The 14,315-nt window shown below is 68.0% G+C and carries 12 protein-coding genes; 4 read left to right on the plus strand and 8 right to left on the minus strand.

Annotated features, from left to right (window positions below):
* Nucleotides 1-176: 176 nt before the first annotated feature.
* Nucleotides 177-1,403, plus strand: a complete 1,227-nt coding sequence (locus G7Y82_RS01120; RefSeq protein WP_366515587.1) for an RtcB family protein — start codon at nucleotides 177-179, stop codon at nucleotides 1,401-1,403.
* A 55-nt stretch (nucleotides 1,404-1,458) separates the two neighbouring features.
* Nucleotides 1,459-2,466 (plus strand): RNA 3'-terminal phosphate cyclase, encoded by a 1,008-nt coding sequence (gene rtcA, locus G7Y82_RS01125; protein WP_168146157.1) that lies wholly within the window; start codon nucleotides 1,459-1,461, stop codon nucleotides 2,464-2,466.
* Here the strand turns inward: rtcA and G7Y82_RS01130 are convergent.
* The 3 genes from G7Y82_RS01130 to G7Y82_RS01140 form a co-directional block, all read right to left on the minus strand.
* Nucleotides 2,456-3,163 (minus strand): alpha/beta hydrolase, encoded by a 708-nt coding sequence (locus G7Y82_RS01130; protein WP_168146158.1) that lies wholly within the window; start codon nucleotides 3,161-3,163, stop codon nucleotides 2,456-2,458. The genes rtcA and G7Y82_RS01130 overlap by 11 nt on opposite strands.
* Complete coding sequence (locus tag G7Y82_RS01135) at nucleotides 3,160-3,942, minus strand: dioxygenase family protein (RefSeq protein WP_168146159.1); 783 nt, start codon at nucleotides 3,940-3,942, stop codon at nucleotides 3,160-3,162. Before G7Y82_RS01135 ends, G7Y82_RS01130 begins: the two co-directional genes overlap by 4 nt.
* Before the next feature lie 65 nt (nucleotides 3,943-4,007).
* Complete coding sequence (locus tag G7Y82_RS01140) at nucleotides 4,008-4,442, minus strand: DoxX family protein (protein ID WP_168146160.1); 435 nt, start codon at nucleotides 4,440-4,442, stop codon at nucleotides 4,008-4,010.
* A gap of 121 nt (nucleotides 4,443-4,563) precedes the next feature.
* Here G7Y82_RS01140 and G7Y82_RS01145 point away from each other — a divergent pair, with 121 nt between their 5' ends.
* Nucleotides 4,564-5,469 (plus strand): LysR family transcriptional regulator, encoded by a 906-nt coding sequence (locus tag G7Y82_RS01145; RefSeq protein ID WP_168146161.1) that lies wholly within the window; start codon nucleotides 4,564-4,566, stop codon nucleotides 5,467-5,469.
* 1,065 nt (nucleotides 5,470-6,534) lie between these two features.
* Here the strand turns inward: G7Y82_RS01145 and G7Y82_RS01150 are convergent.
* Together G7Y82_RS01150 and G7Y82_RS01155 are read right to left on the minus strand one after the other, a co-directional pair.
* Nucleotides 6,535-9,072 (minus strand): CaiB/BaiF CoA transferase family protein, encoded by a 2,538-nt coding sequence (locus G7Y82_RS01150; RefSeq protein WP_168146162.1) that lies wholly within the window; start codon nucleotides 9,070-9,072, stop codon nucleotides 6,535-6,537.
* A 308-nt stretch (nucleotides 9,073-9,380) separates the two neighbouring features.
* A complete protein-coding gene (locus G7Y82_RS01155; RefSeq protein ID WP_168146163.1) occupies nucleotides 9,381-10,481 on the minus strand; it encodes an amidohydrolase family protein in 1,101 nt (366 codons plus the stop codon).
* Between the two features lie 177 nt (nucleotides 10,482-10,658).
* Here G7Y82_RS01155 and G7Y82_RS01160 point away from each other — a divergent pair, with 177 nt between their 5' ends.
* Nucleotides 10,659-11,567 carry an AraC family transcriptional regulator gene (locus G7Y82_RS01160; RefSeq protein WP_168146164.1) on the plus strand — a complete coding sequence of 303 codons (909 nt, stop codon included), beginning with the start codon at nucleotides 10,659-10,661 and terminating at the stop codon, nucleotides 11,565-11,567.
* Between the two features lie 20 nt (nucleotides 11,568-11,587).
* Here the strand turns inward: G7Y82_RS01160 and G7Y82_RS01165 are convergent, their stop codons facing one another.
* The 3 genes from G7Y82_RS01165 to G7Y82_RS01175 form a co-directional block, all read right to left on the minus strand.
* Nucleotides 11,588-12,241: a glutathione S-transferase family protein gene (locus G7Y82_RS01165; RefSeq protein WP_168146165.1), complete on the minus strand. Its 654-nt coding sequence runs from the start codon at nucleotides 12,239-12,241 to the stop codon at nucleotides 11,588-11,590.
* Between the two features lie 11 nt (nucleotides 12,242-12,252).
* Nucleotides 12,253-12,744, minus strand: coding sequence for a VOC family protein (locus G7Y82_RS01170; protein WP_168146166.1), 492 nt, complete (start codon nucleotides 12,742-12,744; stop codon nucleotides 12,253-12,255).
* 114 nt (nucleotides 12,745-12,858) lie between these two features.
* Nucleotides 12,859-14,238: a DUF1329 domain-containing protein gene (locus G7Y82_RS01175; RefSeq protein WP_240954001.1), complete on the minus strand. Its 1,380-nt coding sequence runs from the start codon at nucleotides 14,236-14,238 to the stop codon at nucleotides 12,859-12,861.
* Between the last annotated feature and the right edge of the window lie 77 nt (nucleotides 14,239-14,315).

Raw genomic sequence — 14,315 nt, forward strand, 5'->3', positions numbered from 1 at the left:
ATCGGCATTGCTCTATAGCCCCGTGGCGACGATCTGCGGAATCCGGGCGTCGTCCAGCGGCCCCCGGCGGGGAGTGAACCCGCCGGGGTGGTGGCGGCCTTCAACGGCACCATCACCCGATCGTCGAGGCCGAGATCAAAAGGGGCCGGTCACGAAGCCCACCCTGAGGCAACACAATGCGCAACATGAACTACGAGGTCATTCACGAAGCCGGCGGCGTGCCGATCAAGATGTGGACGCGCGGCGTGCCGCTCGAAGACGAGGCGCGCACGCAGCTGATCAATATGTCGAAGCTGCCGTTCGTCCACCGCTGGATCGCGGTGATGCCGGACGTGCATCTCGGCAAGGGCGCCACTGTCGGCTCGGTGATTCCGACCGTCGGCGCCATCGTGCCGGCCGCGGTCGGCGTCGATATCGGCTGCGGCATGATCGCCGCGCGCACCACGCTCAAGGCCCGCGACCTGCCCGACAATCTGGCGCCGCTGCGCTCGGCGATCGAGCGTGCGGTACCGCACGGCCGCAGCACGACGCGCGGCGGCCGCGACAAGGGCGCCTGGGCGAATCCGCCACAGGCGACGATCGACGGCTGGTCGACGCTGGCCGAGTCGTTCGGCGCGATCACCGCCAAGTACCCGAAGCTCGCCAAGACCAACAACCTGTCGCATCTCGGCACGCTGGGAACCGGCAACCACTTCGTCGAGGTCTGCCTCGACGAGGCGGATGGCGTGTGGTTCATGCTGCACTCGGGCTCGCGCGGCGTTGGCAATGCGATCGGCTCGCTGTTCATCGAGCTGGCCAAGCAGGACATGCGACGCTGGATGATCAATCTGCCGGATCGCGATCTTGCCTATCTGCCGGAAGGCAGCGAGCACTACGCCGACTACGTGCAGGCCGTCGACTGGGCGCAGCGCTACGCGCGCACCAATCGCGCGATCATGATGCAGCACGTGGTCGATGCCGCACGGCGCGTGATCGACAAGCCGTTCGACGCGACCGGCGAAGCGGTCAACTGCCATCACAACTACGTGAGCCGCGAGCGCCACTACGGCGAGGACGTGCTGGTCACGCGCAAGGGCGCGGTCAGCGCCAGAAAGGGCGAGCTCGGCATCATTCCCGGCAGCATGGGGGCGAAGAGCTTCATCGTTCGCGGCCTCGGCAACGACGAGAGCTTTCACAGCTGCAGCCACGGCGCCGGACGCGTGATGAGCCGCACCGAGGCGCGCAAGCGCATCACGCTCGACGCGCACCGCGACGCGACCGCGCACGTCGAATGCCGCAAGGACGCGGCGGTGGTCGACGAGTCGCCGGCCGCCTACAAGCCGATCGAGGCGGTGATGGCGGCGCAGAACGATCTCGTCGAGATCGTCCACACGCTGCGTCAGGTGGTCTGCGTGAAGGGTTGAACGGCGGGGCGCCCAGCCCCGCCACTTTTTGATTTTCCAGATTCGGGAGGCCGTCGTGCTGGAACTCGACGGCGCCGCCGGCGGTGGCCAACTGCTGCGCAGCGCGCTGACCCTGGCCATGTGTACGGGCCAGGCGTTTCATATTCGCCGCATCCGTAGCGGCCGCTCGAAGCCGGGCTTGATGCGTCAGCATCTGACGGCGGTCGATGCCGCCGCCGCGATCTGCAGCGCGGACGTCGACGGCGCGGCGCCCGGCGCCACTGCGTTGCGCTTCACGCCCGGCACGATCCGCGGCGGCGACTATGCGTTTGCGATCGGCACCGCCGGCTCGACCACGCTGGTGCTGCAGACGGTGCTGCCGGCGCTGCTGTGCGCGAACACGCCATCGACGATCGATCTGCAGGGCGGCACCCACAATCCGCTGGCGCCGCCGGCGGAATTCCTGCGTGACGCCTATCTGCCGCTGTTACAGCGCATGGGCGCCGACGTCGAGCTGGAACTGCAACGCCCCGGTTTCTATCCGGCCGGTGGCGGCGCACTGCGCGCCAGCATTCACCCCTGTCCGCTGCAGCCACTGACGCTGCGCGAGCGCGGCGCGCTGAGCGGACTGCAGGCGCTGGCCTGGACGTCCGGCATCGCACCCAGCGTCGGCGAACGCGAGCTGGCGATCGTGCAGCGCCGGCTCGGTCTCGATGCCGCCGATCTGCAACGGCGCACCGTGCAGCCGCCGAGCGGTCCGGGCAATGCCCTGCTGCTGTTCGCGCGCCACGAGGCGGTTTGCGAGGTGTTCTGCGGCTTCGGCGCGCGGGGCGTCTCCGCCGAAGCCGTCGCCGAACGCACCTGCGAAGCGGTGCGCGACTATCTGTGCGGAAGCGCGGCGGTCGGCGCCTGCCTGGCCGACCAACTGCTGCTGCCGCTGGCGCTGGCCGGCGGCGGCACGTTCACGACCGCCCGCATCACCGATCACCTGCAGAGCAACGCGCGGCTGATCGAAAAGTTTCTGCCGGTCGAAATCGACTGGCACGAAAGCGACGGGTGCTGGCAGGTCGACGTCAGGCGCTGAGCGCTGCGCTGCGGCGCAGCCAGGCGACGAAGTCGTCGCGCACCGCGGCGTCGATGCCGTGGCCGATCGGATAGCGATGGGCTTCGTGCGGCACGCCCAGCTCGGTCAGCCACTGCCGGGCGCGTTCGGCCCAGAAGATCGGCAACTTGTCGTCGACCTCGCCGTGCGCGATATAGCCCTGCAGTTGCGCGAGCGCGGCCGGCGCCGCGAGCTGCGCGCGCAACTCCGGCAGGATGCGGCCGGACAGGACCGCGAAGCCGGCGACGATCTGCGGCGCGGTCAGCGCGACGCTGGCGCTGATGATGCCACCCTGACTGAAGCCGGCGACCACGGTTTGCGCCGGGCGCCGATCATGACGCTGCTGCAGATACTCGACGAAACCGATCAGCGTGCGGCGCGCGGCATCGGCCTGTGCGGCGTCGATCTGCGGCCCCTGCGCGGTGAACGCGACACGGAACCAGCCGTAGTGGCCGGGCGCCAGCGTCAACGGGCCGCGCGCGAGCACGACGAGCGTGTCGGCGTCGACCGCGGCGGCGACAGCGGCGAGGCTCATCTCGTCGGCGCCGACGCCATGGCACAGCACCAGCAACTGCCGGGGCTGCGCCGGCAACGGCAGGCGGTAGCGCCAGCTCAACCCGGCTTCGGCCGCGGTTTCGAGGGCGCCGATGCCGAAACCGGTGTCGAGCGCGGCGCTCATGCGGCCGGCCGCCAGACGTACGAATCCATCGACAGGATGCCGTAGGTGACGCCGCCGTCGACCGGCTGCACGACGTCGTTGGCGGCCGCGGCCCCGGCGGCGACCAGCAGCGGCAGGAAGTGCTCCTCGGTCGGGTGCGCACGTTCGGCCTGTGGCGCGAGCTGGCGATAGTCGGCCAGCGACGCGTCGTCACGGGCGGTCACCGCCTCACGCACCCAGCGCACGAAGTCGAGCACATAAGGCGCCGGCTGCGGATTGCCGCGGAACTCGTAGAGGTTGTGCGTCATGCTGCCGGACGCGACGATCAGCACGCCTTCGTCGCGCAGCGACGACAAGGCCCGGCCGAGCGCGTACGCGCTGCGCGTGTCGAGCTGACGCGGCATCGACACCTGAAACACCGGCAGCCTGGCCTCGGGCAGCAGATACATCATCGGCACCCAGGCACCGTGGTCGCGGCCGCGCTGTGCGTCGATCGACACCGGAAAACCGGCATCGGTCAGGCGCTGAGCGACGGTCTGCGCCAGCTCCGGCGCGCCCGGCGCCGTGTACTGCAAGCGATAAAGCGCATCCGGGAAGCCGCCGAAGTCGTGAATGGTCTCCGGTTGGGCGGCCGCCATCACACGCAGATCGGGCGTCTGCCAATGCGGCGAAACGACCAGCACCGCCCGCACACCGTCCAGCTCGCGGCCGAGCTTCTCGATCTGCGGGCCCAGCTGGCCGGGTTCGATCGCCCAGGTCGGCGCGCCGTGGGAAATGAAGAAGACAGGCGTTCTGCTCATGACGAATCTCCGATTCGTGAATGACGAAAAGCGGGCGCCGATGGCGCCCGCCGTCGTTCAAGGCTTCAGGCCGAGCGCGTCAGCGCGTAGCGACCGCCGCCCAGCAGCGCGGCCAGCACCGCCGCCGCCACCAGGAACAGCGGGTATTCCCAGCCGCCGTTGGCGTTCGAGAACGTGTAGCCGTTGTGGATGTGCACACTCATCGCGCCCAGCAGGATCGGCAAGGTGGCGATGGCGACCCAGCGCGTCTGGAAGCCGACGATCAGCGCCAGACCGCCGAGCGCTTCGGCCGGCGCGACGATGTACGCGGTCCAGCCCGGGAAGCCGACCGACGAAAAGAATGCGGCGGTACCCGGCAGCGTGAAGACGAACAGCTTGATCAAGCCGTGCGTGAGCAAGGTGGCGCCGAGCGTGACGCGCAGCAGCAGCGCGGCGTAGCTGACGAGATCGTGTGCGCCGGCGCGCGATGCGGTGGCGGGGGTGGCGGTGATGGTGTTCATGTGAATGGCCCTGATGTTCGCTAAGCAGAGGATTTCTGCGATGGGTCCACTTTATTGCCAACACGAACTACGATAAATCGCCTATAAGGAGATTTATCGTTCCGATTTTCGAGACAATCTCATGGACAAGGCCCAGCAGATGAGCAGCTTCGCGGCGGTGGTCGACGCCGGCAGCTTCGTCGCCGCGGCCGAGGCGCTGGGCGTTTCGAAGGCGGCGGTCTCGCGCCATGTCGCCGAGCTGGAGCAACGGCTCGGCGTGCGCCTGCTGCACCGGACCACGCGCAAGCTGTCGCTGACCGACGAGGGGCGCCGCTTCTATGCGCGCAGCAAGGAGTTGCTGGCGGCAATCGACGAAGCCGAATCGGAACTGGTGCCGCAGCGCGGCGAGCCGCGCGGACTGGTGCGCGTCAACGCGCCGCTGACCTTCGGCATGCTGCACCTGGCACCGCTCTGGGGCGCGTTCATGGCGCGCCACCCACAGGTCACGCTCGACGTGACGCTGGCCGACCGCACCGTCGATCTGATCGAGGACGGTTACGACCTCGCAGTGCGCATCACGGCGCGCGAGCGGCTCGCCAACGCAATGCTGGTGGCGCGGCCGCTGGCGACGTCGCGCATCGTCGCCTGCGCGTCGCCCGGCTATCTGCGCCAATTCGGCACACCGCAAACGCCGGCCGATCTGGCCGCACATCGCATCATCGCCTACAGCTATTGGGCGAGCGGCGACGAATGGGTGTACCGCGGCCCCGACGGCGACGGCCGCGTCCGCCTGCGGCCGTGCATGCACACCAATAACGGCGACACCTGCCGGCTGGTCGCACTGCAGGATCAGGGCCTGATCCTGCAGCCGGACTTTCTGGTCGGCGACGACCTCAAGCGCGGCCTGCTGGTCGAGGTGCTGGCCGACTACCGCACGCCGGACATCGAAGTCTTCGCGCTGTATCCGACGCGTAAGCACCTGCCGCTGAAAGTGCGGGCGCTGATCGACTTTCTCGCCGAAGCATTCGTGGCACCGACATGGCGTTGAACCGGCGCCGTTCGGTGTGATCACCGCGCGACGACAACATTCAGCGCGAACTCCAGCCCCCACCTCCCCCAACCCCTCCCCCCGCAAGCGGGCGGAGGGGAGTTGCCGCGGTGCGCGCCGGAGGCGGATGCGGCAAACCGGCGCTCGGTGCGCGCTGCACGAAAAAGCCCTCTCCACCGGCGGGGTGGAGAGGGTTGGGTGAGGCGGGGTGCGCGACGCGCAGATAGGCTCGGACGCAGCTGCTGCGGATTCAAAGAAAGCCTCGCAAGTCCGCCGTGGATGCTTCGCGGGCGGCGTGCAAATCATACGTCGGCGCGAACCGCAGCCCCCACCTCCCCCAGCCCCTCCCCCCGCAAGCGGGCGGAGGGGAGTTGCAGCGGTGCGCGCCGGAGGCGGATGCGGCAAACCGGCGCTCGGTGCGCGCTGCACGAAAAAGCCCTCTCCACCGGCGGGGTGGAGCGGGTTGGGTGAGGCGGGGACTCGACGCACAGATACGCTCGGACGCAGCTGCTGCGGATTCAAAGAAAGCCTGGCAGGTCCGCCGTGGATGCTTCGCGGGCGGCGTGCAAATCATGCGTCGGCGCGCGCCGCGGCTCCCACCTCCCCCAGCCCCTCCCCCCGCGGGCGGGCGGAGGGGAGTTGCCGCGGTGCGCGCCGTAGGCGGATGCGGCAAATCCACGCTCGGCGCGCGCTGCACGAAACAGCCCTCTCCACCGGCGGGGTGGAGAGGGTTTGGGTGAGGCGGGGTGCGCGACGCACAGAGACGCTCGGACGTAGCTACTGCGGATTCAGAGAAAGCCTGGCAGGTCCACCGTGGATGCTTCGCGGGCGGCGTGCAAATCATGTGTCGGCGCGCGCCGCGGCTCCCACCTCCCCCATCCCCTCCCCCCGCGGGCGGGCGGAGGGGAGTTGCCGCGGTGCGCGCCGGAGGCGGATGCGGCAAACCCACGCTCGGCGCGCGCTGCACGAAAAAGCCCTCTCCACCGGCGGGGTGGAGAGGGTTGGGTGAGGCGGGGAAACGCGGCAACGGCCGTTGCCGGGAAATGAGGACCGCGCGCGGACGCCTTACTGCTTGGCTTCCTTTTCGAGCAGGCTGGCCATGCCCGGCTTCGGCGCCTGAGCCTGCGTGGCCGCCGGACGCGGCGGCATGCGCGGCATGCCGGCGAAGCCGATCGCGAACTGTTCTTCCATGGTCTTGATCTCGGCCTCGCTGTAACCCATGCCGGCGAGAATGCTCTGCGTGTGCTCACCGACGATCAGCGGCCGTCCCTGAATCACGCCCGGCGTATCCGACAGCGAGAACAGCAGGCCGATCTGGTCGAGCTTGCCAACGTGCGGATGCGGATAGCTCACGACCATCTGCTGCTTCTGGAATTCCGGCACATCGTGCAGCTTGCGCGAGAATTCCGGATCGACGATCTCGACTGGCACGCCGGCACCATCGAGGCTGGCGAATGCGTCCTTGCCGCTCAGGGCCTTGAGCTTGGCGCCGATCGCGGCGGCCAGCGTCGCATCGTCCTGGCTGTCGGCGACGCCCAGTGTCTTCAGTAGTGCGGCGCGTGCCGCAGCGGCCGTGGCGACAACACAGATCCAGCCGTCACTGGTTTCGTAGAGGCGGTGCAGCGCCGAGTAGCCGAGCTGCTGCGCGCCGATGCGCGGACGCGCAAAGCCGCTGCCGTCCGGCTTGGCCACCGCATAGCTGGTGTTGAGCAGCGCGGCGTTGATGATGGACGTGTCGACGAACTGGCCTTCGCCGGTGCGGTCGCGGTGGTAGATGGCGTTGCAGATCGCAATCGCCGACAAAAAGCCGTTGCCGGTGTCGCCGAAGCTGGTGAAGCTCCACAGCGGATGGCCGGTGGCGCCGCCTTCGTCGTGGCTCATGCCGCCGTCCTCGAACTGGATGCCGGACAGGCAGGCACCGGTCTGGTCATTGCCCGGCAGCTTGGCGCGCGCGCCGCGCTCGAAGCCACGCGTGTGGCAGTAGATCAGGTCGGGCTTGATCGCCTTCAGCGATTCGTAATCGATCTTCAAACGCTCGGCGGCGTCGTAGCGCATGTTGTGCTGGATCACGTCGGCCTTCCTGACCAGCTCCAGCAGGATCTTCATCGCCCGCGGGTCTTTCAGGTTCAGCGTGATCGACTGCTTGCCGCGGTTGGCCATGTAGGCGATGTGCACACGGTGCCAGAACAGATCGAACAGACCGTTGATCTTGATGACGGTGGCACCCAGATCGGACAGCAGCTGCGTACCGAACGGACCGGCGATCGCCAGACCGAGATCGAGCACGACGATGCCGTCCAGCGGCGCCTTGCCCGCCTTTCCGGCAGCCGGCTTGCCGCTGGCGACGGCCTGCTGCGCGTCGGCGATGATCTTCGCCGCCTCGGCTTTCACCTCGTCGGTATTCGCGCCCGGTGCCACCGCCGGCGCGCCCGGCTTGCCCGGCGTGGCGCTCATGTTGAAGGCATTGCCGACGGTGCGGATCGTGCCGAGGCCGGGATCGTTCATCTCGGTCACGCAGCCGTCGGCGAGGAACGCCGGATCGGCCAGCGATGCCTCGATGCTGCGCACCGGCTGCATCGTCATCTCCGCCGTCGCCGCCGCCTCGATCCAGTCCTGAACCGGGAACTTGGCAACCGCCTCGGCAAGGATGGGCTGGTAGTGCGACATCACCAGGATTTCTTCCGGGCCGGTGCCGAAGCGGTCCGGGTCGTTCTGCACCGTCAGGTCCGGCGATGCGTTGAGCGTATCGCCCTGCGCCGCCTGCAGGATGAAGCGCGGGTTCGGCACCCAGTTGTGCAGCCAGTGTCCGTCCTTGGCCTGGAAATGGCCCTTCGACGACTTGGAATTGAGAATCCAGGTATCGAAGCCCGGCACGTCGATCTTCTCGGCGCGCTGCCAGACGCCGGCGGCGCCGGCCAGCGCGCCCTGCAGCAAGGAGGTTTCGACCCATTGGCCGCGACCGGTGATTTCGCGCGCGCGCAGCGCCGCGGCGATGCCGAGGCTGGCGTTGAAAAACGCGCCGAGGCTGGGCCATTGCGAGGCGACGAACAACGGGCCTTCGCGCGCCGCGCCCTGCACCCACTCCGGCGGAATCTCCAGATCCGGAAACGGGTCCGGCTCGCCGTTCATGTGATTGAGCGCGCCTTCCGGCCAGCCGCGCTGCTCGAACATCAGGCCGGTGCGCGCCTGCACCAGCGCGTCGATCGCCGGGCGGCCGCTGTGCGGATTGTCGCGACCGTAGCCGGTGATCGAGCAGACGATCAGGCGCGGATTGAGCTTGGACAGGCTCGCGTAGTCGAGGCCGAGCTTGGCCGCCTCGCCGGGCGCACAGGACTCGACGAGGATGTCGGCGCTGCGCGCCAGCGCCAGCAGCACGTCACGATCGTCGGCCTTCGTCAGATCGAGGCAGGCGCTGCGCTTGCCGCGCTGCCAGACCGTATAGCCGAGCTGCTGCGGCCCCGGTTCATGCCGCGCCGGATCGCCGCCGGGCGGTTCGATCTTGATCACGTCGGCGCCGTTGTCACCGAGCAGCATCGTCGTCATCGGCCCGGCCACGCCGGACGTGAGATCGAGAACCTTGAGCTTGTCGAGAACGCCAGCCATCTTGCACCTTTGCATCGTCGATTTCGCTGGCAGGGTATCGCCCGAATCCGCCGCTGCGATCAGCCGGTTGGACGAGGTTTGGCGAATCGGCGCGATGCGCGCGAGCCGTGAGGCGTGTCTCGAGACGGCCCTGCGGGCCGACTCGACATGAACGGTTTTTGGGGGCTGCGAGAGGTCGCGGCTGGCGCCACTCCTACAAAAGCTCGTCCGTTGGAGCTTCGGACTGCGGGGTTGAACGGTCGCGGTTGGCGCGGCGCCTGCAAACGCCCTCCCCCTGCAGGAACGGTGCCAGCCGCGACCGCGCGCGCTCAGCCCAGCCCGAAGGTCTTCAGCGCGTTGCCCGACGTGATCTTGATGCGGTCGGCCTCGGGAATGCCCGCTTCCTTGAACTGGCTGACCACCTGCTGACGCGAGTTCGGCCAGCAGGTCGCCGGATGCGGGAAGTCCGTGGACCAGTACAGGCAGTCCGGACCGAAGTAGCGATAGCAGTCGGCGAGGCCGCGCGGCTCGTACATGAACGTCGCGCCGCACTGCTGGCGGAAGGTTTCCGACGGCGGCCGCTTCACGCCGGGGAATTCGTAGTGCTGATGCATACGCGGATCGAGCAGCGCCTCGAAGAACCACGGCAACCAGCCCAGGCCCGGCTCGACGAACAGCACCTTCATCTTCGGATACTTCTCCAGCGTGCCGGTGAGGATCCACATGCAGATCGTCTCTGCCAGCGGCGCCCACGGCAGCGCGGTGAAGATGCCCTTCTGCGGCGTCGGATCGCGACGGAACACGTCCCACAGCGACGCGCGCAGATCGAGATGATTGAGGATGGTCAGGCCGGTCTCCTCGATCAGCGACCACAGCGGTGCGTAGCGCTCGTGATAGAAGTCCGGCAGGCCGAGATCGGACGGAAACGGCGTCAGCTGCACGCAGCGCGCCTTGCGCTCGCGCGCCAGCCGCTCGACTTCTTTGCATGCGAAGTCGATGTCGTAGAGCGGCAGCTGATAGGCCGTCATCAGGCGCACCGGATCGTGCGCGGCAAAATCGGCCATCGCGTTGTTGTAGCCCTGGAAGACGTCCTTCCAGTCGTCGCCCATCAGCTGCGGATTGATGATCTTGCCGCCGGCCAGTTCCGGGAAGATCACCTCGGCATAAACGCCGTCGCGATCCATGGCCTTGAGCTTGCCTTCGGGATTGAAGTGACCGGGGTCCTTGGACGCCTCGGGGTCGACGAAGTCTTCCAGCTCCAGATTCCTCTGTCCGCCGCGCAGCACCTTGCCGGCGTAGTCCTCGGCCTTGCGGTTGGCGTCGTCCCAGACCGTGTGCAAGGCCTTGGGCAGGCGCGCCTTGACCCACTCGTCCGTGAAGTGGACATGCGAGTCCACCGACACCAGTTTTTCGTTTGCCAGTTCGGTCATCGTGCGCTCCTTCCCCTCGTCGTTTGATCTGCCGTCCGCCGGACGGTCGCGGCAGGCTCGCGCCGCACTGCGGGCCGCGCCTGCTGCAAACGGACGAGCGGCCGACGGACGGTCGCGCATGCGACGGGCGACGATCGGGCATGGCCGCGCACGCGCCAAGCGCCTACGATGGCGGCCATGAACCTGCCCGTGCCCACGTCCGCTACCAGCGACATCGACGCCGTGCTCGAATCGGTGCTCAGCTCGTATCAGCTGCGCGTCGAGATCACCGCCAACGTGCGCTATTGCGGCACCTGGTTCGAGCGCGAGCCGTCGACGCGCTACGGGCAGTTCCACCTGGTCACCGAAGGCGAGTGCTGGGTCGGCGGCGACGCGCTGCACGCACCGGAGCATCTGGTCCGTGGCGACCTCATCGTGTTCCCGACCGGTATTCGTCACTCGCTGTCGTCCGGCCCCGACGCCAGCGCGCCCCGGCCGGAAACCGACGCCGATACGGCGATGCTGTGCGGCGAGCTGGAATTCGTGATGGGCACGCACAACCCGATCTTCAGCGCGCTGCCGTCATGGTTCATCGTCCGCGGCGCCGACAGCAGCGATGCGTTCCGTCAGCTCGCGCAAATGCTGATCGACACCAGCACCGACCAGCGCTGGGGCCGGCAGATGGTGCAGAACAAGCTCGCCGATTCGCTGTTCACGATGGCGATCTGCGAATACGTGCGCAGCGCCGGCGAACCGCGCGGCCTGCTCGCGGCATTGACCGACGTGCGTCTATCGAAGGCGCTGGCGGCGATGCACGAACGGCCCGGCGAGGAATGGACGATCCAGTCGCTGGCGCAGATCGCCGGCATGTCGCGCACGGCGTTCGCCGAGCTGTTCGCGCAAACGGTCGGCCTGCCGCCGATCCAGTACCTCGCGCACTGGCGCGCCACCGAGGCGCGACGGCTGCTGAAGAACCGCCGCTTTTCGGTGGCGGCGATCGCCGAGATGCTCGGCTACCGCAGCGAAGCGGCGTTCCGCCGCTTCTTCAAGCGCGTCGAAGGCGTCGGTCCGGGCAAGGTCCGCGCCGGGCACGAACACGACGACTGACGCCCGCGTGTGAACCCTCGCTAGTCGCGATCCGGCACCGGCAACGGAAAATAGCTTCGGAACGGTCGCGCCTCGTCGACCGCGCGTGCGACCGACGGGCGTGCCAGCAGGCGCTGACGATAGCCGCGCAGCCGTGCGTACTGCGGGGCGATCTCGTAGACCCAATCGGCATAGAACAACGACGGCGCCGCCGCGCAATCGGCCAGTCCAAAAACGTCGCCGCACGCCCACTGGCGACCGCCCAGGGTCCGATCGAGCCAGGCGTAACTGGCCTCCAGCATCTCGCACGCCTTGGCGACGCCGTAGGGGTCGCGCTGATCGGCCGGGCGCAGCGCATTGGCGACCACGGCCTGCATCGGCGTCATCACATAGTTGTCGAAGATGCGATCCAGGGTCCGCACGTCCAGCGCCGCCAGCGGATCGTCCGGAATCATCGGCCGCGGTCCGCCGTGAAAGCGCTGCAGGTGCTCGATGATGACCGTCGCTTCGACGACCGTGCGTCCGGCATCGACCAGTACCGGGAAGCGCCGCAGCGGCCACAGCGCCGCCAGTTCGGCGCCGGCCTGCGGATCGTCGAGCGAGCGGTACTCGAAGGCCGTGTCGTTCTCCCACAACGCGATCAGGGCTTTCTGGCAGTACGACGAAAACGGGTGGGCATAGAGCTTGAGCGTCATCTTGTGTTCCTTTACCGGCCGTCGTAGGCACGTTGCAGCGCTGCCAGATCGAGCTTTTTCATCGGCATCAGCGCTGCCATCACGCGTTCGGCGGCGGCCGCATCGCCGCCGCACAACCACTGCACCATCGCCGACGGCACCACCTGCCAGGTGACGCCATAGCGATCGCGCAGCCAGCCGCAGGACTGCGGCGCACCGCCGGCACCGAGCGCGTCCCAATAGTGGTCGATCTCGGCCTGCGTATCGCAGTCGATCTGCAGCGACACCGCCTCGTTGAACTGAAACTGCGGGCCACCGTTGAGCGCGGTAAAGCGCAGTCCGTCGAGCTCGAACTCGACGGTCAGCACCGTGCCCGGCGCATGGCCGTGAACCTCGCGCCCGGCTTCGCCGTAACGCGCGGTGCCGAGCAGCTTCGAGTTCGGAAAAATGCCGACATAGAACGCGGCGGCGGCCTCGGCCTGGCCGTCGAACCACAGGCAGGGATAGATCCGGGTCTTCCACATGGCGCTGGCTCCTGATTCGCGTGACGGCGTCGCGCCGTCTCGCTGATACGACGAACGAGCGCGGTTCCAATCGACATCCTGCCGGCGAGGCCGACCGCTGGCAGGTCCGCCGGCTCAGTGCCCGCTGCGCACTGCCGCTTCCGGCGTGAACTCGATCGGCGACATGCGCGTGTTCAGCGCCCACCACTGGCGGCTTTCGTTGACCAGATATCCGGCCTCGTAAGTTCCTGCCGTCAGGTCGTGATAGAGCGACACGCCGCGATGCCAGGCCTGCGCCTGCTGCGAGTAGTGGTAGGTGATCATCGCCACCCGCCACAGCTGACCGCGCGCATCGTCGTTGTCGGCCAGAACGGCCAGCCAGGTGTCCTCGTCGGCGTAGATCACGCGCTTGCTGTAGATGTGGCGCAGACCGGGCTTGAGCGTGCCTTCGATAACCCAGACGCGATGCAGCTCATAACGCATGTCGTCCGGATTGACGCTGTGCTTGCCGATCAGGTCGGCGTATTTGATCGACGGATCGTTGATGCGGAAGTTGTCGTAGGGCACGTACAGCTCGCGCTTGCCGACCAGCTTCCAGTCGTAGCGCTCCGGCGAGCCGTTGAAGCCGTAATCGTCGTCGGCGGTGCGGAAACCGGCCGGCGGCACCGGATAGTCGAAACCGACCTCCGGCGCCTGACGCATGCGCCGCGTACCCGGCAGGTACTGCCACGAGCGCGTCGCATCGTCGGCGTAGTCGTTGGGTTGATAGCCGACCGCGACGAAGCCGCGGTCTCGCTCGGGCAGCAGATACTTCACGTAGAAATGCGCGGCGATGCGGTCGCGGTAAGAACGGTCGGCGTGCGGATCGTTGTTCAGCGCCAGCGTCCGGTAATGCTGCCGCCCCCACGCCACCTGACCGCCGGCATAGACGTCGGCGATATCGCAGATCGCATCCTCGGTCCAGACGCGACCGGCATTGGCAACATTCCAGATCGCCTCCAGTCCGTTGTTCGGAATCGGAAACGGCACCGCGCCGGCCTTGCCGCTGACGCCGCGCCCGTCATCGACGAGCTTGGCCGTCAGCGCATTCTGTCTGGCCAGCTTGCAGGTGCGATCCAGCTCGCCGAAGTCGCGATGGCTGGGGTAGACGTTCATGCGAAACGTCTGCGGATAGCGCTTGAGCATCGCCAGCTCGCCGGCGCTGAGTCTGGCGGCATATTGCGCGGCGTTCTGCGCGGTAATCGTGAACAGCGGCGTTTCGTCGGCGTACGGGCCCGGCACATAGCCGGCGTCCTTCTTGACGCCGGGCCAGCTGCCGCGGAAACGGTTGCTGTAGGCCGGAATGCCGTCTTGCGTGCCGGCCACTTCGGCACCGTTACAGGTCAGCGCCGGCCCGCCAAGGCGCGCTGCGGTGTCGGCCGGGACGGCCGCCGCCGCGGAAACCGCGACCATGGCCAAGCCGATGGCCGCGAACACGGTGGCCGCGCCTGACACGGCCGCACGGTTGATCACCATGCGTTTCTCCTTCCGGTCTGCGTGACACGGCGTCGCGTCGCCGGCGACGGACGCGGTCCGTTCGCGTGATCGATCCC

This window comes from Solimonas marina, from assembly GCF_012241385.1.
Classification (GTDB): domain Bacteria; phylum Pseudomonadota; class Gammaproteobacteria; order Nevskiales; family Nevskiaceae; genus Solimonas; species Solimonas marina.

Bases quoted from the DNA above. Each gene is read 5' to 3' on its own strand.
- G7Y82_RS01120 (WP_366515587.1), top strand. From the start codon at position 177: ATGCGCAACATGAACTACGAGGTCATTCACGAAGCCGGCGGCGTGCCG.
- G7Y82_RS01170 (WP_168146166.1), bottom strand. From the start codon at position 12,744: ATGTGGAAGACCCGGATCTATCCCTGCCTGTGGTTCGACGGCCAGGCC.
- G7Y82_RS01130 (WP_168146158.1), bottom strand. From the start codon at position 3,163: ATGAGCGCCGCGCTCGACACCGGTTTCGGCATCGGCGCCCTCGAAACC.
- G7Y82_RS01165 (WP_168146165.1), bottom strand. From the start codon at position 12,241: ATGACGCTCAAGCTCTATGCCCACCCGTTTTCGTCGTACTGCCAGAAA.
- G7Y82_RS01175 (WP_240954001.1), bottom strand. From the start codon at position 14,238: ATGGTGATCAACCGTGCGGCCGTGTCAGGCGCGGCCACCGTGTTCGCG.
- G7Y82_RS01160 (WP_168146164.1), top strand. From the start codon at position 10,659: ATGAACCTGCCCGTGCCCACGTCCGCTACCAGCGACATCGACGCCGTG.
- G7Y82_RS01140 (WP_168146160.1), bottom strand. From the start codon at position 4,442: ATGAACACCATCACCGCCACCCCCGCCACCGCATCGCGCGCCGGCGCA.
- G7Y82_RS01145 (WP_168146161.1), top strand. From the start codon at position 4,564: ATGGACAAGGCCCAGCAGATGAGCAGCTTCGCGGCGGTGGTCGACGCC.
- G7Y82_RS01135 (WP_168146159.1), bottom strand. From the start codon at position 3,942: ATGAGCAGAACGCCTGTCTTCTTCATTTCCCACGGCGCGCCGACCTGG.
- G7Y82_RS01155 (WP_168146163.1), bottom strand. From the start codon at position 10,481: ATGACCGAACTGGCAAACGAAAAACTGGTGTCGGTGGACTCGCATGTC.
- G7Y82_RS01150 (WP_168146162.1), bottom strand. From the start codon at position 9,072: ATGGCTGGCGTTCTCGACAAGCTCAAGGTTCTCGATCTCACGTCCGGC.